We start from the raw sequence: 21,759 nt of genomic DNA, 5'->3' as shown, positions 1-21,759 counted from the left end.
CGACCATGCCGCACATGCCGCGCCTCGGTTCCGGAATACCCCTGGTGGCCCGCGGACGCGAACTGCGCGCCCTGCGGGCCGCCTACGCCGCGGCGGCCGGTGGCCAGGCCGCCGCGGTGCTGCTGTCCGGGGACGCGGGCGTCGGCAAGACCAGGATGACCGAGGAACTGGCCAGGATCGCCCGCGAGGACGGCGCGCTGGTGCTCACCGGCCGCTGCCTGGACTCCGGCGAGACGGGACTGCCCTACCTGCCGGTGGTCGAGGCGCTGGGCCCGGTCCGCGAGCGCGCGGGCAGCCGGGCAGCGCTCGCCCGGCTGTTCGGCGACTGGGTGGAGCTGGGCCTGCCGGACCCGGGCCTGGACTCCGCGGCGACCGGCGCGCCGCGCACCGAGCAGGACCTCAACCAGCTGCAGCTGTTCGACGCCGTGCACGCGCTGCTGGCCGAGCTGGCCTGCGAGCGGCCGGTCGTGCTGATCCTGGAGGACCTGCACTGGGCCGACGCGTCGACCCGGCGGCTGGTGTCGTTCCTGCTGAGCAGGCTGCGCACGCAGGCCCTGCTGGTGCTCGGCACCTACCGCGCCGACGACCTGCACCGCCGCCACCCGCTGCGGCCCCTGCTGGCCGAGCTGCTGCGCCTGCCCGCCGTCGAGCGGCTGGACATGGCGCCGTTCAGCCGGGCCGACGCGCGGGCGTTCGTGAGCGCGCTGTCGGAGGGCGGGCTGGCCGACGCCGCCGTGCGGGAGCTGGCCGAGCGCTCCGACGGCAACGCCTTCTTCGCCGAGGAGCTGCTGGCCGCCTACTCCGACTGCGCCGAGCAGTCCGACGCGCTGCCCGCGACGCTGGTGGACGTCCTGCTCGCCCGGATCGAGCGGCTGGGGCCGCAGGCGCAGAACGTCGTGCGGCTGGCGTCGGTCGGGGGCAGGCGGGTGGCGGACTCGCGGCTGCGCGCCGTGGCCGAGATGGACGCCGGGCTCGACGCGGGGCTGCGGGAGGCCGTCCAGCACAACGTCCTGGTGCCCGAGGACGGCGACGTCTACACGTTCCGGCACGCGCTGCTGCGCGAGGCGGTGTACCACGACCTGCTGCCGGGGGAGCGGGTCCGGCTGCACGCGGCGTACGCCAGGGAGCTGTCGAGCCGGATGGGGGAGCCGGGGGTGGCCGCGGCGCTGGCCCACCACAGCATGGAGAGCCACGCGCTGACCGTGGCGCTGCGGGCGTCGTTGGAGGCGGCGTCGGAGGCCGAGCGGCTGGGCGCGCCCGCCGAGGCGCTGGAGCACCTGGAGCGGGCGCTGAAGATCTGGGCCGCGGTGCCGGTGGCCGAGCGTCCGTCCGAATCGAACAGTCGGCTGCTGGAGCGCGCGTCGTTCGTGGCGGGCACGTCCGGGGAGCCGGAGCGGGCGATCGCCTACGCGAAGGCGGCGGTGGCCGCCATCGACCCGGTCGCCGAGCCCGAGCAGGCCGCGCACGTCCGGCGGCGGCTGGCGCAGGCGCTCTACGCCACCGACGGGCGCGAGCAGGAGGCCAGGACGGTCATCGAGGAGGCGCTCGCGCTGGTGGCCGACCGCCCCGGCGTGCCGGTGACGGCGTGGGTGCACGCGGCGTATGCGACGATCCTGCGCGGCCTGGGGCAGCCCGAGGACGCGGCGGCGCACGCGCGCGAGGCGGTCACCCAGGCGCGCGCGATGTCGGTCGGCGGCGCGGAGGCGGACGCGCTGATCACCTTGGCGATGCTGGACGAGAGCCGCGGTGAGACGGAGGCGTCGCGGGCGGGCCTGCGCACGGCGATGGCGCTGGCGAACTCGGTGGGCGCGCCCACGGTGGAGATCCGGGCGCGGTTCACGTTGGCGGTGAACCAGTACGACCACGGCGACCTCGCGGACGCGGTGCGCACGTTGGACGAGGGCGTCGCGCGGGCGTCCGAGGTCGGGCTGACGTGGAGCACGTACGGGCTTGAGCTGCGCGCGCTGCAGATGGTCACCCGCTACACCAACGGCGACTGGGACGCCGCGGAGGCGTCGTCGGAGCCCGGGCACCGGGTGTCGCACGTGGTGTGGGGGCGGCTGGCGATGCTGGGCGCGATGATCAGCGTCGCCCGGGGCCGCTTCGCCGAGGTGGACCGGGTGCTGGCGGACTACCGCAGCGACGACCACCGCGCGACCCCGACGCCGATCGTGGCCGGGATGGTGGCCGCCGAGCTGGCGCAGTGGCGCGGCAAGCCGGAGCGGGCGCTGGAGCACCTGCGGGCGACCCTGGCGTGGGCGACGGTGAGCTGGGAGATGGTGTCGATCCGGCTGGCCGCCCTCGCCCTGTCCTCGGCAGCCGACCTGGCCCACGCCGCCGCGACCCGGCGCGACGACGACGCGACCGGGGCGATCGCTGCCGAGGCCGCGGAACTGCTGGACCTGGCGCGCAAGACGGCCGGGTCGGTCGTGCCGAGGACGGGCGTGCTGGGCCCGGAGGGCCGCGCGTGGCTGGCCAGGGCCGAGGCCGAGCACTCCCGCCTGACGGGCGCCGATCCCGACCTGTGGCGCCGCGCGGTGGACGCCTTCGGCTACGGCGCGGTGTACGAGCAGGCCCTGTGCCGCTGGCGCCTGGCCGAGGCGTGCCTGCTGACCGACGACCGCGCGGGCGCGGCCGAGGCATTGCGCTTGGCGGACGAGGTGGCCACGACCCTGGGCGCCAAGCCCCTGCGCGAGGCGCTGCGCCGCATGGCCCGTCGCGCCCGCATCACCCTGGACCCGGACGCGACGCCCCGCGAGCGCATCGACCTGTTCACGCCCCGGGAGCGGGCGGTGCTGGCACTGGTGGCCCAGGGCCGCACCAACCGCCAGGTGGGGGACGAGCTGTTCATCTCGGAGAAGACGGTGAGTGTCCACTTAAGCCGCATCATGGCCAAGCTGGGCGCCACCCGCCGGGCGGAGGCGGTGGCGGTGGCTTACGACCGGGGGTTGTTGGAGAGGGCGGAGTAGGCGCCTGCGCTGGCAGCAGGGCGGTGTCGTACCGCTACACGTGGGCGGATTCGGCTGCTGAGTGGGAAGTAACGCCTGTGCGAGCAGCAGGGCCAGACCCCGCACGACATCGACCTCACCGAACGCGCGGTGCTCGGCTTGCTCGCGGTTTGAAGTCCTTAGAGGACGGAAAGGCCCAGCGGCCCTGCCCTGGCGCCCCGGGCAGGCCCGCTGGGCCGGGTGGATCAGGCGCGGTACGCCGTCCACATGTCACTCATGCGCTGGCTCTGGCCGGGGCTGAACTGGTTGTAGCAGGAGTCGTACGAGTAGTCCATGTAGTTGTGGATGGGGTCGACGCCCGGCAGCGAGCAGGAGTCGCGGCCCTCGGGGCAGCCGTCGGTGGGGCTGGACTGGGCCGGGGTGTCGGCGACCTCGTCGTTCTTGGTCGTGCAGCCGCCCTGGAAGGTGTGGTACAGGCCGAACCAGTGGCCCGCCTCGTGGGTGGTCGTCTCGCCCAGGTTGTAGTTCGCGATCCCGCCGCCGGGCAGGGAGTCGTAGTGGACGCGGATGCCGTCGATGCGCTGGTTGCCGCTCCACGGGAACGTCGCGATGCCCAGGTAGTCGAACTCGACCAGCCAGATGTTGAGCGCGTTCATCCCGCCCTTGCGGGTCTTCGCGCGGTAGGTGCTGCTCTGCTCGTCCCGGTGCCAGCGGTCGTTGTAGAAGCGGTCGACGCCCGCGAGTTGGAAGGTGAAGCCGGTGTTCGCGGCCTGGCTGGACTCCCGGCCCGCGAACGTCTCGTTCAGCACCGCGATCTGCTGGGCGATCTGCTGGTCGGTCACGTCGCCCCGGCCGTTGGCCGCGGCCATGACGTGGACGTACACCGGCACGGTCGCCGCGGCGAGGGCGCCCTGGGGCACGTAGTAGCCCTCGGCGCGCTTGCGCGCCAACAGGTCCTTGGTCTTCTTCTCCACCGCGGCGACGTCGGCGGCGGACATCGGCTCGTGGTCGAGCGGTCTGCCGCCGCGGGCCGCGGCCGACGTCGGTGTCTCACTCAGGCAGTCGAGCACCGGTGCCGCCGACAGCGCCGAACTCGGGGCGAACGGGGTGATGGCGAGCGCCACGGCGGACAACGCCGCGACGCCTGCCGCCTTGAACGTGCGGGATCGGCCCATCAGCTATCTCCCTGGCGTGGTGGGGACGGAGCCCGAACGTATGCAGCGGGAGATATATATGGGAAGACGCATTCACACAGGAAATCTTCCCAGTTAACGGGGCAGACGCTTGAGGGCTTTCAGTCCGAGCGTGAGGCCCTTGGTCCAGAGCGCGGACGGCACGGCCCGCGTCGGGCGCAGCGGGACGACCCGCTGGGCGGCGATCGTCTGGACCTCGGTGTATTTCAGCAGACCCTCGACGCCGTTGCGCCTGCCGACGCCGCTGTCACCCATTCCGCCCATCGGCGCGTCGAGGCTGCCAAAGGCGGCGCCGAAGCCGTCGTTCACGTTCACGGTGCCCGCGTGAATGTTCGCGGCGACCCGCTCACCCATTCGGCGGTCGCGCGTCCACACGCTGGCGTTGAGCCCGTAACGGGTGTCGTTGGCGCGGGCGATGGCGTCGTCCACATCGGTGTAGCCGTAGACCGAGACGACGGGGCCGAACGTCTCCTCCTTGTGCAGGGTCATGCCCTCGCGCACGCCGGTGAGGATCGTCGGCTCGTAGAACAGCGGGCCGAGGTCCGGGCGCGCCTTGCCGCCCGCCAGGACGGTGGCGCCCTTCGCCCGGGCGTCCTCGACGTGCGCGCTGATCGTCGCCAACTGCTCGGCGGAGGTCAGCGATCCCATGTCGGAGCTGTAGTCCAGGCTCGCGCCCAACTTGAGCGCCTTGGTGCGGTCGACGAACGCCTGCACGAACGACGCCCGGATGCTCTCGTGCACGTAGATCCGCTCGACCGACACGCACAGCTGTCCGGCCGAGGAGAAGCACGCGGTGACCGCGCCCGTCGCCGTGCGGTCGATGTCGGCGTCGGGCAGCACGACCATCGGGTTCTTGCCGCCCAGCTCCATGGAGTAGCTCGTCAGCAGCGCCGCCGCCTGCGCGGCCAGGCCGCGCCCGGTCTCGGTGGACCCGGTGAAGCCGAGGTAGTCGGCCTCCTCGATGAGCGCGGAGCCGATCTTGGAGCCGCGGCCGAGGACGATCTGCCAGACGTGGTCGGGCAGGCCGGCGTCGGAGGCCAGCTCGTGCAGCCACAGCGCGGTCAGCGCCGTCTGGTTGTCCGGCTTCTGCACCAGCGCGTTGCCCGCGACGAGCGCCGGGATGGCGTCCATGCCGGTGAGCGCGAGCGGGTAGTTCCACGGCGAGATCATGGCCACGACGCCCTTGGGGTGGCGGACCTCGGTGGTGCGGGTGAACACCGGCAGCGCGCCCGCCTTGCGCTTGGGCGCGAGCAGCCTGGGCGCCTTGCGGCCGTAGTAGGCGGCCGTCATGGCCGTCACGGCGATCTCGTCGTAGGCGTCCAGACGCGACTTGCCCGTCTCCACCTGCATCAGGTCCAGCGCCTCGTCCTGGCGGGCCAGCACGAGGTCGTGCAGGCGCATCATGACCTTCGCCCGCTCCGCTACCGGCCGGGCCGCCCACTCCCGCTGCGCCGCCCGGGCCCGCGCGAACGCCTGCCGCACGTCCGGGTCGTCGATCTGCGGCAGCGCCGTGATCGGCTCCCCGGTGAACGGCGCGGTCATCGCCACCGTGGTGGGCGCCGTCCCGCCGACCGCCCGACCGACTAGCTCGGCGGCCCGTTCGGCCGACGGCGCGCCTGCGACGGCGCCAACGGAGGCGGCGGTAGCGGTCATGGGGCGGCTCCTTCGCTCGGGGCCACCATGTTACTTCCGAGTAATAGCTACCGGGTAGTGGCGCGGGTCACCCGGGCGACGGTCAGCTCGATGCGCGCCAGGCCGTCCTCGGTGCGCACGGACATCGGCAGCCCGGCCGCGGCCGCCGCCCGCTCGAACCCCGACTCCGACGGCAGGCACCAGGCCACCAGCCGCGTGTGCCCGGCCGCCCTGGCGATCGCGCCCAGGCGGGTGATCATCGCCGAGCCCACGCCCTGGCGCTGCCACGCGTCCTCGACGAGCACGGAGACCTCCGCCTCGGCCGGGTCGGTCGTCCTGATCACCTGCGCCATGCCGATCACGCTCGTGCCCGCCATCGCCAGCAGGGTGCGCCCGCGCGGCGGCTGGAGCAGCCGGTGCAGCCAGCGGCGCGGGAGCGTGCGGACACCCGCGTGGTAGCGGGCGAAGAGGGTCTGCGTCGAGCAGCGCGCGTGCAGCTCGGTGACGGCGTCGGCGTCGTCGGCCCTGCCCTCGCGCAGCACGACGCCCGCGCCGGTCCTCGTGATGACAGCGGACGGTCCGGGCACGGCCCCGGCGGCGGCCAGCACCTCGGCGAACGCGCCCGCGCGGGCCAGCTCGACCTCGGTGAACGGCGCCCAGCCGCGCCGCGCGGCCAGCTCGGTCCCGTCGGGGAGCCGGACGACGGCGCACCCGTGGTCGCCCAGCGAGCCGGTCCCGACCGCGTCCGCGCCCAGCAGGACCCGCACCGCCTCGGCGGTGGTCTGCGGGTCGCGCAGGGCGCTCGCGGTCGCGCGCAGGGCGGCGGTGGTGCGGTCGACGAGGTGCCGCACGTCGGCGCGGGTGATGCCCACGCACCGGCCGCCCTCAGCGCGGATGTCGCCGATCAGCGTCGCCGGGGCCAGGCCGGGCGGGGTGCTGACCACGATCTCGTCCACCACGCCGCCGGGCACCGGCAGCACCGACAGGCTCAGGACGTTGCAGTCGCGCGCGGCCAGCCGGGTGGTGACCCGCGCCAGCGCGCCGGGGCGGTCGTCGAGGCTCACCCGCAGCCGCCAGGTGGTGGGTGTGTCCATGCCAGCAGCCTGCCCGCCCGGTATTGCCTGCCGGGGGCGTGCGGGTTTCCGTTCTGTGATGTGACCGGGTTCGCACCTACGGCTGCCCGATGGGACCTCCCCCTCGGCCCTCCCGGTTCCTACCGTCGGGGCATGGTCGGGTTCCGGTACCGGCTGCCGCGCGCTCCGGTGGCCAGCACGTCCGTCGATATAGGACAGGTGGAGGTCCGGATCGTGCTGAGCCTCGACGGCGAGGTGGCCGTCGCGGGCCCGGACCGCGCGCCCTGCCTGGCCGCCGTGCGCGAACTCGGGACGGGCGTGCGCGTCGGCGGCGTCAGCGGCCCCCGGCCCAGGATCACCGCGGGCGCAGGCCACCGCTTCACCCAGACGACCCGCTCCTTCCGCGTGCCCGACACCGCCGTGTCGGCGGGCCTGTGCGTGGTCGACTTCGCCCGCGCCGCCGTCTCGGTCGCGGGCACCCTGCGCTACCGGCTCGCCGTCTCCGCCCGCCCCCGCACCGACGGCGGCCGCCCGGCGTGGGACGGCGCCCGCGCGTGGATGCAGCGCCACGACCAGGAGGTGTCGGCCATCGGCATGGTCGTCCTCGCCGCCGTCCCGGTGGCCCCCGACCGCCTCGTGGCCTCGTGATCAGCCGGTCGTCACCGACCAGATCCGGACGACGCCGTCGCCGTCGGCGGTGGCGAGGAGCTCCCGTCCGGGCTGAAGGCCCAGCGCCGTGACGCCGTCGGTCGTAAACCCGCCTATCGGGCGCAGGTTCCGCGCGTCCCAGACGTCCACCGCGCCGTCCCTGCCGAAGGTGGCGAACAGGGTGCCGTCCCGGGCGAAGGCCAGGTCCGCGCAGTCCTCGGCCCTAGTGCCCGGAGTGGACGCGCACGAACCGGTCGTCGCGTCCCAGAACTCCCGCGCCGCCGTTCCCGCTCACCGCGAGCGACGAGCCGTCCGCCCCGTAGGAGACCCAGGAACCGGCGCCCTCGGTCATCAGGGTCGCGGTGACGGCGCCGCTCTCCACCGAGTGGACCACCACACCCGGCACGCGCGCTCGGCCCGGTGGGTTCCGGTGTCACAGGTGCTCACCCGACGCGCCACGCTGGCCTTCGACCATCAGCGCATCCTGTCCGACGGGGTCGAGCGGGCCAGGAGCAGGCTGGAGTACTCGGCACTGGCCACGGCGTTCTGCCCGCCGCAGTTCACCGTCGCCGACCTGCGCAACGTCTACGAGATCGTGTGGGGCGAGACCCTCGACCCGCGCAACTTCCACCGCAAGGTCACCGGCGTGGCGGATTTCCTGGTCCCGACCGGCGGTCACACGACCAAGCACGGCGGCAGGCCTGCCGCGCTGTACCGCAGGGGGACCGCCGACGTGCTGCACCCGCCGATCCTGCGGAGCACCGGCGGCTGACGCTAGCCGCCGATCATCACCGTGCCCGCGGCGACGATCGTGCCCGTGGGGGCCGGGGCGGGGTCGTTGCAGGTGTTGACCTTGTCGCCGTTGCGGGCGGCGGGCTTGTTGTTGATGAGGACCGATGAGCTGCCCTTGACCACCGTGCCCTGATTGGTCGGCGGATTCTGGAACGTCGACGGCGGCGGGACGATGTGCGGCGGCGCGTTGGTCGCGGTGCTGCCGACCACGGCTGCGGGCTGGCCGCCGATGAGCACGTCGGCGCTGCACCCCCCGGTGATGGTGCCCGCGAACGGCAACGGCGTCGGCGTGGCGACCGGACCGCCGGGGGAGGGGACCAGCACGACGTGCGTGTCGGTGCCGACCACCTTGTCACCCATCTTGGCCGCGAAGCTCATGCCCGCACCCGTCGTTCCGGGGAGAGCGGGCCGGGCAGGCTCGGGCGCAGTGCCCGTTTCGCCGCGGATCTCATGCGCGCACCCACCGTTTCGGCGCGGACGGGCTCAGCGCGCCGGGCACGTTCTGGCCGGAGCGCAACGCCAGCTTCTCCGCGGGCGGGGCGATGTCCTCGTCGGACGCGGGCAGGTAGGCCGCCGACGCCGTGAACACGAAGGCGGCTCGGGCGGGCATGCCGAGGCTGCTCCACAGGTCGCCGGGGCCGTCGCCGGACAGGGCCAGGGTCACCGGCTCGTCGGCGTCGGACTCGAAGCAGTCCGGGGGGATGACGTCGGCGAACAGGATCGCGCGCAGGGCCAGGTCCAGCAGCCGGTGCTCGTCGCCGACCTTCGCCGCGCGGGCGGTGACCAGGTAGGACAGCACGCAGCGGCGGGCGGGGGCGCGGCGGGAGCGCACCGCGCCGCGCTCGTCGCGGATGTCGTCCCATCCCGACTGGCGGCCGCGCGGGTCGTCGTGCAGGCCGAACAGGAACAGATCGATCGCCGCGGACGGGCGCTCGGTCTGCCAGGTGGGCTTCGGCGGGTCCAGCCGCACGGCCGTCCCCTCGGGCAGGGCGCGGCCGATGAGCACGCACAGCGCGTCGTCCACCTCGGTGATCACACGCGCCAGTCTTCGCCCGGTCCGGACGCCCTGTACACGGTCCGCCGCCCGTCCTTCCGGCGCGGCGGGTTCGCCCGAAGGTGCAGCCGCGGGTGCCCCGGCCCCCGCCCCGCGGCGACTGCGGTTGATCGCCGCGTCCCCCCAAGCTCGGAACCGGCGGATCCGCTCGCATGTGAGGGAGAAGAAGTCGACATGGCCAGCAGCTACCTCGCGCCCGGCGTCTACATGGAGGAGGTGTCCTCCGGATCACGGCCCATCGAGGCCGTGGGCACCGCGGTCGCGGCGTTCGTCGGGTTCGCCGAGCGCGGCCCCCTGCACGAACCGGTCCTCGTGACGAACTGGACCCAGTTCAAGACGACCTTCGGCGATTTCGTGCCGGGCTGCTATCTGGCCCACGCCGTCTACGGCTACTTCCAGAACGGCGGCGGCGTCGCCTACGTGGTGCGCGTCGGCGCCGCGCCCGACGGCGGCGCGCAGGGCAACGGGCACGCCCCCGCCGCGCGGGCCGAGCTGCCCGGCGCCGAGGGCCGCCCCGGCCTCACCGTGGCCGCCCGCTCGCCCATGGACACCGACCTGGCCGTGGAGGTCACGCCCGACGGCGAGGACACCTTCCGGCTCGTGGTCAAGAAGGCGGGCCAGCCGGTGGAGACGTTCGACAACGTCACCGCCAAGCGCGGCCCCAACAACGTGGCCACCGTGGTGCAGCAGCAGTCCAAGCTGATCACCGTCGAGGAGGTCAAGGGCAAGGCGCTGGCCGTGCCGAACGCCGGGGAGACCGCGCTGGTCCCGCCAGCGGACGCCAACCTGCCCGCCAGGATCGACTCCAACGAGTACGTGGGCAACGCCGCCGACCGCACCGGCTTCGCCGGGCTGGAGGCCATCGACGAGATCACCATGCTCTGCGTCCCCGACCTCATGGCCGCCCACCAGGCGGGCGCGCTCAGCGGCGAGGACGTCAAGGCAGTGCAGCTGGCGATGATCGCGCACTGCGAGCTCATGGCCGACCGGGTGGCCATCCTGGACGCCCCGTCCGGGCTCAAGGCGCAGCAGGTCAAGGAGTGGCGGCAGGACTTCGCAGGCTACGACTCCAAGTACGCCGCGCTGTACTGGCCGTGGATCAAGGTCGCCGACCCGGTCGCGGGCAAGCAGGTGTTCGTGCCGCCGTCGGGCCACATGGCGGGCATCTGGGCGCGCAACGACTCCCAGCGCGGCGTGCACAAGGCCCCCGCGAACGAGGTCGTGCGCGGCGCGGTGACGCTGGAGCTGAACATCACCAAGGGCGAGCACGACCTGCTGAACCCCATCGCGGTCAACTGCATCCGCTCCTTCCGCGGCCAGGGCATCCGGGTGTGGGGCGCGCGCACGCTCTCCAGCGACCCCGAGTGGCGCTACCTCAACGTGCGCAGGCTGTTCAACTACGTGGAGAAGTCCATCCTGCAGGGCACGAACTGGGTGGTGTTCGAGCCCAACGACCCCAAGCTGTGGGACTCGGTCAAGCGCACGGTGACGATGTTCCTGCGGCGGGTCTGGCGCGACGGCGCCCTGTTCGGCAAGTCGCCCGCCGAGGCGTTCTTCGTCAAGTGCGACGAGGAGAACAACCCCCCGGAGAACCGGGACGCGGGCATCCTCACCGTGGAGATCGGCATCGCGCCGGTCAAGCCCGCCGAGTTCGTGGTGTTCCGCATCTCGCAGTTCGCCGAGGGCGCCGGTCTCGAGGAATAGGAGTTAGGTCATGGCGGGTGGACTGGGTTCCAACCAACCGAACGACGCGCTGACCGCGGCGCGGTTCTCGATCACCATCGACGGCTACGAGATCGCGTCGTTCTCCGAGCTGCAGGGCATCACCACCGAGGTGGAGCCGGTCGAGCTGATGGAGTCGACGGACAAGGAGGTCGTCCTCAAGAAGCTGCCGGGCAAGACCAAGCCAGCGACGCTGGTGCTCAAGCGCGGCAAGAACTCCAGCATGGAACTGTGGGCCTGGCACGAGGCCGTGCTCGCCGGGGACATCGTCGCCGCGCGCAAGTCGTGCTCGCTGGTCATGTACGGCACGGACGGCAAGCCGGTGGCGCGGTACCACCTCGAGCACGCGTGGCCGTCCAAACTGGAGATCGGCGCGCTGAAGGCGGGCTCCAGCGAGGTGCTGATGGAGACGGTCACGATCGTGTCCGAGCGCATCCAGCGCGTGTCGGTGTGACGGCGGCGGTCACCTCGACCGGGTTGCGCACGGAGTACCCGTTCACGCTGCCCCGCGGGTACGTCGACGAGCACGGCCAGGTGCACCGCTCCGGCGTCATGCGCCTGGCCACGGCCCGCGACGAGATCACGACGCAGTCCGACCAGCGGGCGCGCGCCAACCCGGCGTACCTGACGGTGCTGCTGCTGGAGCGCACCGTCACCACGCTGGGCGACCTGCCCGCTGTGGACACGTTCGTGGTGGAGAACCTGTTCGCCTCCGACATGGCGTTCCTGCAGGACCTGTACCGACGCATCAACGCAGACGGGCACACCGAGGTCGCGGTGGACTGCCCGCACTGCGGCAAGGGCTTCGCGGTGGACCTCGCCGGTGATGCGCCGGGGGGATCGTGACGTACGCGACCGACCGCCTCTGGGAGGAGGTCGCGTACGTCGCCTACTACCTGCACTGGCAGTTCGACTCGATCCTCGACCTCGAACACCCGGTGCGCACCCGGCTGATCACCGAGATCGGCCGCATCCACACCAGAGTCGAACAGTAGGAGGGAGGGGCCCATGCGGTGGAGGTTCTGGGGCACGGCCAAAGCGGACCAGGCCCCACCCGACGACGCGACGCATTCGGCGCCGGGCGGCGCGGCAGGTCCAGCGCCGGGTGCCGGTCCCGCTGGTGCGGGATCGCCGGGAAGCCCGGATGCCCAGTGGGCCACCGGTGCGACCGCAGGCGGCACGGGGCCTGCCGACGGTGCAGGCTCGGCAGGCGGCCCGGTGGAGCAGTGGACTGCTGGTGGATCGGCTCGCGGTGCTGCCTTTCCGGGCGGCAGCGCGCGGGAGCAGGCGTCGGGCGGTGCGGCGGGTCAAGCAACGGCTGGCGGCATTGTCGGGCAGGCGTCGAATGGCGCGGCGGGGCAGGCGCTGGCCGGAGGTACGGCAGGTCAGGTGCCGGTGGGCCACGGGTCGGCTGGTTCGGCCACGGGCGGCGGAGCGCCGGGGCCGGGCGGGTCTAGCCAGGCGAGCGGTGCGGGTGGGGCGGGGGCTGGGCGTGGGTCTGCTCGGTCCTGGGCCTCCTTGCCGCCGTTGACGCCCACTGTTCGGGGGGTTGCGCCGTTGGTGGTGGGGGACGCTCCGGTGCGGCCGCCGTTGATCGATCCTCGGGCCTCCGTCGTGGTGGAGCGGGAGGCGATCGGGCGGGTGGAGGGGTTGGCGCGGGTGTTGCCGGTGCCTGAGGTGGTGGCCGGGCCGACCGCGCCGTTGCCGCCGCCGCCCGCGCCGCGGCGGGTGCGGGCTGGGGTGGCTGGTGAGAGCAGGCCGTTGACCGCGGCGACCGACGAGTTCGTCGGGGAGGCACGGGAGCCGGCGGAGCCGTACCGGGCGCCCGGGTGGCTCCGGCACATTCCCGAGTGGATGAAGCCCGAGGCCGCGCCCGCCATCCCCAGCACCATCCCGGCGGACTTCCCCAGGTCAATCCCGACGGCGATCCCCACCAACATCCCGACGACCATCCCCACCAACATCCCCGCTGTCCTGCCGCCCCTCACCCCACCGCCTGCCCAGCAGGCCGATCCGGCGCCGCGACCGTCCCCCGAGCCGCCCGCCCGGGTGGCCGAGCAGGGGACCGCGCCCGCGCCGCCGAGGCCGCTGCCGCCGCGGCGACGGTCCTTGGGGCAGACGCGCAGGCTCGGGCTCGGCGCGCCGGTCTCGCGGGTGGAGCCCGATGCCCCGCCGGAGACGCCCGCTCGCACCGGGTTCCCGTACACCCTGGACGGTCTGCGCAAGGTCGACCAGCCGCCGTCGCTCGCCGAGGCGCTTGCCGCGACTGCTGAGCAGCCCCCGCTTGTGCACCCCGAGGCGCTCGCCGCGACTGCTGAGCAGCCCCCGCTCGTGCACCCCGAAGCGCTTGCGGCGACCGCCGAACAGCCTCCGCTCGTGCACCCCGAGGCCACGCCGACCGGGTCGGAGGACCGGTCGGAGCGCCCTTTTGACCGGCCCCCGGCCCAGGGGGAGCCGATCGTTCAGGTGACCGCCCCCGCCGACATCGCCGACGACGTCAGCCGGACGACCGGCACCGACGTCACCGACGTCCCCGTCTTCCGCGGCCCCGCCGTCGACGCCGCCGCGCGGGAGCGGGGCGCGCGGGCGTTCGCCAGGGCAGGCGCCGTGTTCCTCCCCGACGCCGCCGGTCCCCTCACCGCGCCCAAGGCGCGCGCGCTCGTCGCCCACGAACTCGTGCACGTCGCCCAGCAGCGCGTGCTCGGCAGGGTGCCGGACCAGGGCCGCAGGCTGGAGGCCGAGGCCGTCGCCGTCGAACGCCGCTACGAGACCACCAGCGCCGCCGCCCCCGAACTCCACCACCCGAGGCCTGCCCCCGCCCCGGCGCTCGCCGGACCAGCCCAGCTCGCCGTCCAGCCGACGGCCGTGCAGTCGTCGCACTTCGAGCAGCCCGAACGCGAGGAGATCGCGCACATCGCCGAGACCTCCGCCCACCGCGTGGTCGAGCAGTGGAGCCACCCCCGGCTCGGCGGCGGCCCCGCGCCCGCGCCCGCGCCGGAGTTCGACCGCGAGGCCCGCCGCCAGGAGTTGGAGGCGGAGATGCTCGACATGATCAACACCGACCGCGACTACCAGAACCTCCCCCCGGTCGGGCACCTCGACCAGGCCGACCTCGAACGCCTGGAGCGCAGGCTCGACCGGGAGGAGTTCACCGGCTTCCGGCCGAGCCCGCGCCGCTCGTGGTCGGCGCCGCCGCCGGACGGCGTGTTCGGCGACGTGGTTCAGTTCAGCGAGGTCGTCGGCGCGGACGGCAGGCCCCGGCCGGTGACCCCGGCGGGCGCGTCCGCTCCGGCGCCCGCGCGGCAGGGACGGACGCCGGACAGACCTCGACCGGTCGAGCCCGACGACGAGGACGAGCACAGGCCGCACCGCTACTCCGACCACCGGGACCGCCGCAGGGCGGACGAGGTCGACGGCGTGTTCGGCGACGTCGTGCAGTTCAGCGAGACCGTCCCGGTCCGCCGCCCGGACGACGGCCACGACCGCGCGGGCCACGGCAGCGAGCAGGAGCCGATCGACCTCGACCGGGTCGACATCGAGGAGCTGACCGCCCGCCTGTACGAGCGGCTGCGCGGGCGGTTGCGCCTCGAGCTGCTGGTCGACCGCGAACGCGCCGGGCTTCTGACCGACTTCCGCTAGAGAAAGGGGGCGAATCGTGCCACTGAGCGACAGCAGCAAGATCGGCATGGCGAACCGGTTCGTCGTGCGCATGTCCGGCAAGAAGGTCTACGACCTGGGCAGCTGGACCAAGGCCGACGGCCTGGACGTGGCCTTCGACGTGGCCGAGTACCGCGCGGGCGACCAGGGCAACAACCGGTTCTACTTCCCGGGCAACACCAAGTACACCAACGTCAAGCTCTCCCGCGCGGTGTCGGACGAGACCAAGCAGGTGCGGGAGTGGCTGGACAAGAACCAGTTCAACTGCGAGGTCTTCGACGGCGTGATCGAGCTCTACACCGCGCTGCACGCCGACCCCGTCACCACCTGGGACCTGCGCGAGGTCATGCCCGCCCGGTGGGCGATCAGCAGCTTCGACGCCGGGGCGAGCCAGATCTCCGTCGAGACCCTCGAACTCGTCCACAGTGGATTCCTGCCGGACGAGCGGATGCTGTTCTGACCACCTGAGGAGGTGCGCCGTGGCCATGACCATGAAGACCATGCTGGCCCTCACCACGCGGTTCCACGTGTCGGTCGACGGCGTGGACCTCGGCGGCTGGGCCCGCTGCAAGGGACTCGCGGTGAAGTTCAACCCGCACAAGGTGAAGGAGGGCGGCAACTACCTCTACCAGCCGGTGCTGCCCGGCAACATCGACTACCCCGAGGTCACGCTGGAGCGCGCGATGGACAAGGCCAGCGCCGCCATGGTGCAGGCGTGGCTGCGCAACCGCGCCCAGGCGTGGGTCCAGTCGATGATCGGCGCCCCCGGCGGCACCGCCCGCATCACGCTGTTCGACGCGCACGCCAAGGAGGTCACCTCCTGGCACCTGCGCAACGTCTACCCCAGCAGCTGGAAGGGCCCCGATCTGGACGCGACCTCGCTGGGCGTGGCGATGGAGTCGCTGACCCTGGTGCACGAGGGGTTCCTGTGACCGACTTCAGCGTGGCGATGTCCGGCGGCCCGGTCGACCAGGCCGCGAGCGCGGTGAGCACGCCGATGGACATGGCGCAGAGCACGGCGTCGGCGGTCGTGGGCGCGGGCGTCGGCGCGGCGGTGGTCGCGGGCGCGCGCGTGCCCGCCGTGCTGTACTGCCTCAACCCGAAGACCCCGGGCGTGGTGCCGTTCGACTTCAACCCGGAGAAGATCTCCATCCGGCGCAGCGCCAGCTACGTCTCCCGCCCCAACATGCACGACCTGCAGGAGCCCGCGGGCGGCACGGCGACCATCACCCGCAAGGTGATGGCCCCGGAGATCGTGTTGAGCAAGGTCACCTTCGAGGGGCTGACCGCGAAGCTGCGCTGCGACCAGCTGATCCGCTGGATGAGCCCGTTCAGCGGCCCGGGCGCGACCGGCATCGGCGGCGCGACGCTGGAGACCACGCTGCCGGAGCTGATCTTCCAGTGGGGACCGCCGATGGTGGCCTTCATGTACGAGGTGCGCCTGCTCAACGTCGCGATCACCTTCGTCCGCTTCGACGTGACCGGCATCCCGCTGCGCGCCGAGGTGGACCTGAAGCTGCGCCAGCAGCCCAGCGCCCTGGCCAGCCTGCCCACCAACCCGACCTCCGGCGGCCTGCCCGGCCGCGCCACGCACACCGTCGGCGACGGCGAGACGCTGACCTCGATCGCCACCGCCCGCTACGGCAGGCCGGGGCTGTGGCGGCGCATCGCCGAGGTCAACGGGATCACCGACCCGAGCAGGGTCCGGCCCGGCCGCACGCTCTACCTGCCCAACCCGCACGAGCTGACCGGGGGCACGGCGTGACGGGCCTGTTCTCCGACGCCTCCGCGGTGGTCATGCCCGCGGTGTCGATCGGCCACCCGGTCGGCGTGCCGATGCTGCCGATGTACTCCCAACAGCTGATCCGCGCCGTCGTGGACACCCACCTGCACCTGCCCGACATGTTCGAGCTGACGTTCACCGACGAGGCGGGCACGCTCGTGGCCGACACCGGGCTCGCCATCGGCGCGGTGGTCACCGTCAAGGGCCGCAAGGCGGGCGGGTCGGACACCGAGCTCATCACCGGCGAGGTGACCGCGATCGAGGCGGTCTGCCAGGACGCGATGATCCTCACCGTCGTGCGCGGCTACGAGAAGGCGCACCGGCTGCAGCGGGCGCGGCGCACCCGCACGTTCGTCAACATGACCGACTCCGACATCGCGCGGAAGATCGCCCGCGAGGCCGGGCTGCGCGTCGGGACGATCGAGGCATCCCGGGGCACGCACGAGCACATCGCCCAGATCGCCCAGACCGACTGGGACTTCCTCACCGCCCGCGCCCGCGAGATCGGCTACGAGACCGGCGTCGCGGGCGGGGAGTTCTTCTTCCGCGCGGCCTCCTCGGCCTCCGGCGGGGGCGGCGGCCTGGTGGACGCGGCGGCGTCGCTGGCCGGGCTCGGCTCGACGCTGACCTTCAAGCGCAACCTGCACACGTTCCTGGCCCGCACGAGCGCGGCCAACCTGACCCCCGACGTCGAGGTCAGGGTGTGGGACCCGATGACGGCCGAGGTCGTGGTCGGCCGCTCGGACTCGACCACCGGCTCGGCCAGTGTGGACGACGACCCGCAAGCGCTTGCCCGCTCGTTCGGCAGCGGGATCTCGCTGCCGGTGCCGGTCCCCGCGCCCCCGCCGCTGCCCGGGATGCCCGCGCTGGACATGGGTCCGACGCCCAGCGCGACGGCCTACCTCGTGGTCGACCGCCCGGTGGGCAGCGGGCCGAGCGCGCAGAGCGCGGCGGACCGGGTCGCGCGCAGCGTCGCCGACCACGTGTCGAGCACGTTCGCCGAGGCCGACGGGGACGCCGACGGCGACCCGGCGATCCAGGCCGGGGCCACCGTCGCCATCGTGGGCGTGCCCGCCCAGTTCGAGGGCGACTGGGTGGTGACCAACGCCCGGCACGTCTTCGACCCGACCGAGGGCGGCTACCACACCCGGTTCGTCGTCAGCGGACGCCAGGACCGGTCGCTGCTGCGGCTGACCGCCGCCGGGTCGGCGCGCCAGTCGCCGACCGACGGGCTGGTGTGCGCGGTCGTCACCAACGCCAAGGACCCGCGCCACCTCGGCAGGGTCAAGGTGGCGATGCCGTGGCTGGCGCCGGACTACGAGTCCGACTGGGCGCGCGTGGCGCAGGTGGGGGCCGGGCGGCGCAGCGGGATGCTGTTCCTGCCCGAGGTCGGCGACGAGGTGCTGGTGGGCTTCGAGTTCGGCGACCCGCGCCGCCCGTACGTGCTCGGCGGGCTGGTGAACCGCAACTCCGACTTCGGCTCGCTGGAGACCTCGGTCAACGGCTCGGGCGCGGTCGTCGAGCGCGGCATCGCCTCGCCTGCGGGCAACCGGCTGCTGTTCGGCGACGAGGTCGTGCCGCCCGCGCCCCGCCCGCGGCGCTCGGACATCGTGCTGGGCACCAAGGACGACAAGCTCTCGCTGCGCATCGACCAGGTCGCCGGGACCGTCTCGCTGAAGTGCGACCCCGCGCCGCCGGTCAGCCAGGTCCCGGGCGCGCTGACCATCGAGTGCGGCGGGCAGGGCTCGATCACCATCAAGGCGGGCCTGGCCGGGCTGAAGCTGGAGTCCGACGGCCCGCTGACGCTCAAGGGCAAGACCGTCGCGATCGAGGGGCAGACCGCCACCGAGATCAAGGGCAAGATCATCAAGCTGAACTGAAGGAGGACGCGGTGTCGGCAGACTTCGTGGGCGCTGGCTGGGCGTTCCCGCTCGGGGTCGGCGCCCAGGGCGGCATCGCGCTCGTGCGCCGGGAGGTGGAGCTGGAGCAGGCGATGCGGCTCATCCTGGCGACCTACCCGGGGGAGCGGCCGATGCGGCCGGAGTTCGGCAGCCGCATCCGCGACTACGTCTTCCGCTCCATCGACCCGGCCACGATCGCCGAGCTGGCGCACGAGGTGCGGCGGGCGCTGCTGCGCTGGGAGCCGAGGGTGGACATCGAGGTCGTGGACGTGCGTCCCGACCCGGACACGGAGGGCGCGCTGTTCATCGACATCCGGTACCGGATCAAGGACACCAACGACCGGCGCAACCTGGTCTTCCCGTTCTACACCATCCCCGAGGACGGGAGTGACTACTGATGGCCCTGCCCGCCCCCAACCTCGACGACCGCCGCTTCCAGGACCTGGTCGACGACGCCAAGCGGATGGTGATGCGCCGCTGTCCCGAGTGGACCGACCACAACGTGTCCGACCCGGGCGTGACGCTGATCGAGACGTTCGCCTACATGACCGACCAGCTGCTGTTCCGGCTCAACCAGGTGCCCGACCGGCTGTACGTGAAGTTCCTGGAGATGATCGGGCTGCGGCTCATCCCGCCCGCGACCGCGCGGGTGCCGGTGACGTTCTGGCTCTCGGCCCCGGCGATCGCGCCGGTCCGGATCCCGGCCGGGACCGAGGTGGCGACCGTGCGGACCGACGTGGAGGAGTCGGTGGTGTTCTCCACCGCGCACCCGCTGTCGATCATCCCCTGCGCGGTGCACGCGGTGGCGACGGTGGCCGACGGCGAGCCCGCCTTCCACACCGACGCGCTGCGCATGGGGGAGACGTTCCCGGCGTTCTCGGTGGTGCCCGCGCCCGGTGACCTGCTGCTGGTCGGGCTGACCTCGGCCGTCCCGCACTGCGTCGTGCGGTTGGACGTCTCGGCGCGGGTCGAGGGCGTCGGCGTGCACCCGGACCACCCGCCGCTGGTCTGGGAGGCGTGGACCGGGTCGGAATGGGTGGAGTGCGTCGTCAGCAAGGACAGCACGGGCGCGCTCAACACCGCGGGCGAGGTGCTGGTGCACGTGCCCGGGACGCACGAGGTGAGCGTGATCGCGGGGGAGCGGGCCGGATGGCTGCGCGCTCGCGTCGTCGAGGTCGGCGCGGAGTTCCCGACCTACCACGAGTCGCCGATCATCGGCGCGCTCGCGGCGGGGACCGTGGGCGGCACCGTGGAGGCCGCGCACTGCGAGCTGGTGGACGACGAGGTGCTGGGCGTGTCGGAGGGCGTGCCCGGGCAGTCGTTCCCGATCGAGCGCGGGCCCGTGGTGGCCGACCGGGTGGTGCTGGAGGTGTCGTCGGACGCCGGGTGGCAGGAGTGGACCCGGGTCGAGCACTTCGTCGGCAGCGGGCCGCAGGACCGGCACTACGTGCTGGACGCGGCGGGCGGGACCGTCTACTTCGGTCCGTCCATCCGGGAGGCCGACGGCGGGTTCCGCGTGCACGGCGCCGTGCCCGAGCCGTCCGCGGTGATCCGGCTGCGGTATGCCGTGGGCGGCGGGCGGCTGGGCAACGTGGGGCGGGGCACGATCCGGACGCTGAAGTCGTCCATCCCGTTCGTCGCGTCGGTGGAGAACCTGCACGCGGCATCGGGCGGGGTGGACGGGGAGACCGTCGAGCAGGCCAAGGCGCGCGGGCCCATCCTGCTGCGGACCCGCAGCCGGGCGGTCACCGCGGAGGACTACGAGGCCATCACCCGCGAGGCCGCCCCGGACGTGGCGCGCGTGCGGTGCGTCACGGCGGGCGACGACGAGGCCGACGCGGGCTCGCTGCGGGTGCTGGTCGTCCCCGCGGCGGCGCAGCGCGACGGGCGCGTCGAGTTCGCCGACCTGGTGCCGGGCGAGGACATGCTCGCGCGCATCACCGACCGGTTGGACTCGGTGCGGCTGATCGGCACGCGGGTGCTGGTGTCGCCGCCGCGGTATCGCGGGGTGACGGTGGTGGCCCGGCTGATCGCGCGGCCCCGGGTGGACCAGGCACGGGTGCGCACGGACGCCCTGGCGGCGTTGTACGGGTTCCTGAACCCGATCAGCGGCGGGCCCGACGGGACGGGCTGGCCGTTCGGGCGGCCGGTGCAGGCCGGGGACGTCTACGCGCTGCTGCAGCGGGTGCGCGGCGTCGACCTGGTCGAGGACGTCCGGCTGTTCGGCGCGAACCCGGTGACCGGCGAGCGCGGGGCGCAGACGCAGCGGCTGGAGTTGGACCGGCACAGTCTGGTGTTCGGGTACGACCACCACGTGAAGGTGGAGGACCACTGATGCGCGGCCTGGTCCCCGGTCTGGCCTCCCCGTCCCCGCTGCTGGACATGCTGCCCGCGGTGTACCAGGAGGACCCCTTCACCGAGCGGTTCGTGGCGGGCTTCGACGACGTGCTGGCGCCCATTCTGTCGACAGTGGACTGCCTGGTGAACTACGTCGACCCGATGCTGGCGCCGGAGGACTTCCTGACGTGGCTGTCGGGCTGGGTGGGCATCGACCTGGACCCGGAGTGGCCCGTGGAGCGCAGACGGGCCGTGGTGGCCTCGGCGGTGGAGATGTACCGGATGCGGGGGACGGTCGCGGGGCTGCGCGCGCACCTGGAGGTGCTGACCGGCGGCACCGTGGACATAGCCGACAGCGGCGGCGTCGCGTGGTCGACCGACCCGGGCGCGCCCCTGCCCGGCGAGTCCCACCCCCGCCTCGCCGTCCGCGTCCGCGCGGCGGCGCCGATCCCGCAGGAAGTGGTCGAGGAAGCGGTGGCCGCGGGCAAACCAGCCCACGTGGTCCACCGGGTGGAGGTGACGACGTGATCGTCTGCAAGGGCTGCGGCCACCACAACTCCGAGAAGGACACCTTCTGCGGCCAATGCGGCGCTTTCCTGGAGTGGACGGGCGAACGCGTGCAACCGCCTCCGCCGCCCCCGGTGGAGGAGGACGAGGAGGAGGCCGCCCCGAAGCGCGGCTTCCTGTCGCGGCTGCAGTCGGTCCTCTACGCGGACGTGGGCAACCGCCCACCCGTCGAATCCACCCCCCGCCCAGGCGCCACCCCCACCCGCCCGGGCACAACCCCCACCCGCCCCGCCCCACCCCGCCCCGGCGGCACCCCAACGACCCCCTCCACGTCGTCCGCCCCGTCCCGCCCCAGCCCCCCGCCCAAGCCCGGCTCACCCCCACCCAAGCCACCCCCGCCGAAGCCGCCTCCGCCCAAACCGCCACTACCCCCCAAACCCCCAGTCCCCCCCAATCCCAGCGCCGTCCCCCCACCTCCCCCAAAACCCCCCGCCGCAGCGCCTCCCGCACCC

General features: G+C 73.4%; 22 protein-coding genes. 15 read left to right on the top strand and 7 right to left on the bottom strand.

Going from position 1 to position 21,759, the window contains the following annotated elements:
* The first annotated feature begins 5 nt into the window (after positions 1 to 5).
* Positions 6 to 2,969, top strand: a complete 2,964-nt coding sequence (locus Actkin_RS23080) for a helix-turn-helix transcriptional regulator (RefSeq protein ID WP_258904239.1) — start codon at positions 6 to 8, stop codon at positions 2,967 to 2,969.
* Between the two features lie 224 nt (positions 2,970 to 3,193).
* Here Actkin_RS23080 and Actkin_RS23075 read toward each other — a convergent pair whose 3' ends face one another.
* From Actkin_RS23075 to Actkin_RS23065, 3 genes are all read right to left on the bottom strand, one after another.
* Positions 3,194 to 4,123: a zinc metalloprotease gene (locus Actkin_RS23075; protein WP_258904238.1), complete on the bottom strand. Its 930-nt coding sequence runs from the start codon at positions 4,121 to 4,123 to the stop codon at positions 3,194 to 3,196.
* 93 nt (positions 4,124 to 4,216) lie between these two features.
* A complete protein-coding gene (locus tag Actkin_RS23070; RefSeq protein ID WP_258904237.1) occupies positions 4,217 to 5,794 on the bottom strand; it encodes a succinic semialdehyde dehydrogenase in 1,578 nt (525 codons plus the stop codon).
* Positions 5,795 to 5,841: 47 nt separating this feature from the next.
* A complete protein-coding gene (locus Actkin_RS23065) occupies positions 5,842 to 6,867 on the bottom strand; it encodes a GNAT family N-acetyltransferase (protein WP_258904236.1) in 1,026 nt (341 codons plus the stop codon).
* Between the two features lie 132 nt (positions 6,868 to 6,999).
* Between Actkin_RS23065 and Actkin_RS23060 the strand changes: the two genes are divergently transcribed.
* Positions 7,000 to 7,494 (top strand): hypothetical protein, encoded by a 495-nt coding sequence (locus Actkin_RS23060; protein ID WP_258904235.1) that lies wholly within the window; start codon positions 7,000 to 7,002, stop codon positions 7,492 to 7,494.
* Here Actkin_RS23060 and Actkin_RS23055 read toward each other — a convergent pair whose 3' ends face one another.
* The gene (locus tag Actkin_RS23055; RefSeq protein ID WP_396123004.1) at positions 7,495 to 7,698 is read right to left on the bottom strand and encodes a WD40 repeat domain-containing protein; all 204 of its coding nucleotides are present in this window, start codon (positions 7,696 to 7,698) and stop codon (positions 7,495 to 7,497) included. It lies immediately after the preceding gene.
* 19 nt (positions 7,699 to 7,717) lie between these two features.
* Complete coding sequence (locus Actkin_RS23050) at positions 7,718 to 7,900, bottom strand: hypothetical protein (protein ID WP_258904233.1); 183 nt, start codon at positions 7,898 to 7,900, stop codon at positions 7,718 to 7,720.
* Positions 7,901 to 7,924: 24 nt separating this feature from the next.
* On the opposite strand from Actkin_RS23050, the gene Actkin_RS23045 reads away from it, so the two are divergent.
* Positions 7,925 to 8,266, top strand: a complete 342-nt coding sequence (locus tag Actkin_RS23045) for an NUDIX hydrolase (protein WP_258904232.1) — start codon at positions 7,925 to 7,927, stop codon at positions 8,264 to 8,266.
* A 2-nt stretch (positions 8,267 to 8,268) separates the two neighbouring features.
* Here Actkin_RS23045 and Actkin_RS23040 read toward each other — a convergent pair whose 3' ends face one another.
* Positions 8,269 to 8,664: a PAAR domain-containing protein gene (locus tag Actkin_RS23040; RefSeq protein ID WP_189211490.1), complete on the bottom strand. Its 396-nt coding sequence runs from the start codon at positions 8,662 to 8,664 to the stop codon at positions 8,269 to 8,271.
* Between the two features lie 70 nt (positions 8,665 to 8,734).
* Positions 8,735 to 9,322, bottom strand: a complete 588-nt coding sequence (locus Actkin_RS23035) for a Pvc16 family protein (protein ID WP_258904231.1) — start codon at positions 9,320 to 9,322, stop codon at positions 8,735 to 8,737.
* Between the two features lie 192 nt (positions 9,323 to 9,514).
* Here Actkin_RS23035 and Actkin_RS23030 point away from each other — a divergent pair, with 192 nt between their 5' ends.
* From Actkin_RS23030 to Actkin_RS22975, 12 genes are all read left to right on the top strand, one after another.
* Complete coding sequence (locus Actkin_RS23030; protein WP_258904230.1) at positions 9,515 to 11,044, top strand: phage tail sheath family protein; 1,530 nt, start codon at positions 9,515 to 9,517, stop codon at positions 11,042 to 11,044.
* 10 nt (positions 11,045 to 11,054) lie between these two features.
* On the top strand, positions 11,055 to 11,516 hold the full coding sequence (locus tag Actkin_RS23025) for a phage tail protein (RefSeq protein WP_189211487.1): 462 nt from the start codon (positions 11,055 to 11,057) through the stop codon (positions 11,514 to 11,516).
* A complete protein-coding gene (locus tag Actkin_RS23020) occupies positions 11,513 to 11,908 on the top strand; it encodes a phage tail assembly protein (RefSeq protein WP_189211486.1) in 396 nt (131 codons plus the stop codon). The genes Actkin_RS23025 and Actkin_RS23020 overlap by 4 nt, the downstream gene beginning before the upstream one ends.
* Entirely contained in the window at positions 11,905 to 12,057 is a 153-nt protein-coding gene (locus tag Actkin_RS23015) for a DUF6760 family protein (protein WP_189211485.1), read from the top strand. Before Actkin_RS23020 ends, Actkin_RS23015 begins: the two co-directional genes overlap by 4 nt.
* 583 nt (positions 12,058 to 12,640) lie before the next feature.
* The gene (locus Actkin_RS23010) at positions 12,641 to 14,701 is read left to right on the top strand and encodes an eCIS core domain-containing protein (RefSeq protein WP_258904229.1); all 2,061 of its coding nucleotides are present in this window, start codon (positions 12,641 to 12,643) and stop codon (positions 14,699 to 14,701) included.
* A gap of 16 nt (positions 14,702 to 14,717) precedes the next feature.
* On the top strand, positions 14,718 to 15,179 hold the full coding sequence (locus Actkin_RS23005; protein WP_189211483.1) for a phage tail protein: 462 nt from the start codon (positions 14,718 to 14,720) through the stop codon (positions 15,177 to 15,179).
* A gap of 25 nt (positions 15,180 to 15,204) precedes the next feature.
* A complete protein-coding gene (locus Actkin_RS23000) occupies positions 15,205 to 15,651 on the top strand; it encodes a phage tail protein (protein WP_189211482.1) in 447 nt (148 codons plus the stop codon).
* On the top strand, positions 15,648 to 16,484 hold the full coding sequence (locus tag Actkin_RS22995) for a LysM peptidoglycan-binding domain-containing protein (protein ID WP_189211481.1): 837 nt from the start codon (positions 15,648 to 15,650) through the stop codon (positions 16,482 to 16,484). The genes Actkin_RS23000 and Actkin_RS22995 overlap by 4 nt, the downstream gene beginning before the upstream one ends.
* A complete protein-coding gene (locus Actkin_RS22990) occupies positions 16,481 to 18,382 on the top strand; it encodes a phage baseplate assembly protein V (protein ID WP_258904227.1) in 1,902 nt (633 codons plus the stop codon). The genes Actkin_RS22995 and Actkin_RS22990 overlap by 4 nt, the downstream gene beginning before the upstream one ends.
* 11 nt (positions 18,383 to 18,393) lie before the next feature.
* On the top strand, positions 18,394 to 18,801 hold the full coding sequence (locus Actkin_RS22985) for a gp25 family contractile injection system sheath assembly initiator (protein ID WP_189211479.1): 408 nt from the start codon (positions 18,394 to 18,396) through the stop codon (positions 18,799 to 18,801).
* Complete coding sequence (locus tag Actkin_RS22980; protein WP_258904226.1) at positions 18,801 to 20,738, top strand: putative baseplate assembly protein; 1,938 nt, start codon at positions 18,801 to 18,803, stop codon at positions 20,736 to 20,738. Before Actkin_RS22985 ends, Actkin_RS22980 begins: the two co-directional genes overlap by 1 nt.
* Positions 20,738 to 21,268 (top strand): phage tail protein I, encoded by a 531-nt coding sequence (locus tag Actkin_RS22975; protein WP_258904225.1) that lies wholly within the window; start codon positions 20,738 to 20,740, stop codon positions 21,266 to 21,268. The genes Actkin_RS22980 and Actkin_RS22975 overlap by 1 nt, the downstream gene beginning before the upstream one ends.
* Positions 21,269 to 21,759 lie beyond the last annotated feature (491 nt).

It is taken from the genome of Actinokineospora sp. UTMC 2448 (genome assembly GCF_024760565.1).
Taxonomy (GTDB): Bacteria; Actinomycetota; Actinomycetes; order Mycobacteriales; family Pseudonocardiaceae; genus Actinokineospora; species Actinokineospora fastidiosa.
Note: the sequence above shows the minus strand (reverse complement) of the source record. Positions and strands in the feature narration are given on the sequence as shown.

Bases quoted from the DNA above. Each gene is read 5' to 3' on its own strand.
- Actkin_RS23075 (WP_258904238.1), bottom strand. From the start codon at position 4,123: ATGGGCCGATCCCGCACGTTCAAGGCGGCAGGCGTCGCGGCGTTGTCC.
- Actkin_RS23030 (WP_258904230.1), top strand. From the start codon at position 9,515: ATGGCCAGCAGCTACCTCGCGCCCGGCGTCTACATGGAGGAGGTGTCC.
- Actkin_RS22980 (WP_258904226.1), top strand. From the start codon at position 18,801: ATGGCCCTGCCCGCCCCCAACCTCGACGACCGCCGCTTCCAGGACCTG.
- Actkin_RS23025 (WP_189211487.1), top strand. From the start codon at position 11,055: ATGGCGGGTGGACTGGGTTCCAACCAACCGAACGACGCGCTGACCGCG.
- Actkin_RS23065 (WP_258904236.1), bottom strand. From the start codon at position 6,867: ATGGACACACCCACCACCTGGCGGCTGCGGGTGAGCCTCGACGACCGC.
- Actkin_RS23070 (WP_258904237.1), bottom strand. From the start codon at position 5,794: ATGACCGCTACCGCCGCCTCCGTTGGCGCCGTCGCAGGCGCGCCGTCG.
- Actkin_RS23040 (WP_189211490.1), bottom strand. From the start codon at position 8,664: ATGAGCTTCGCGGCCAAGATGGGTGACAAGGTGGTCGGCACCGACACG.
- Actkin_RS23080 (WP_258904239.1), top strand. From the start codon at position 6: ATGCCGCACATGCCGCGCCTCGGTTCCGGAATACCCCTGGTGGCCCGC.
- Actkin_RS23000 (WP_189211482.1), top strand. From the start codon at position 15,205: ATGACCATGAAGACCATGCTGGCCCTCACCACGCGGTTCCACGTGTCG.
- Actkin_RS22975 (WP_258904225.1), top strand. From the start codon at position 20,738: ATGCGCGGCCTGGTCCCCGGTCTGGCCTCCCCGTCCCCGCTGCTGGAC.
- Actkin_RS23060 (WP_258904235.1), top strand. From the start codon at position 7,000: ATGGTCGGGTTCCGGTACCGGCTGCCGCGCGCTCCGGTGGCCAGCACG.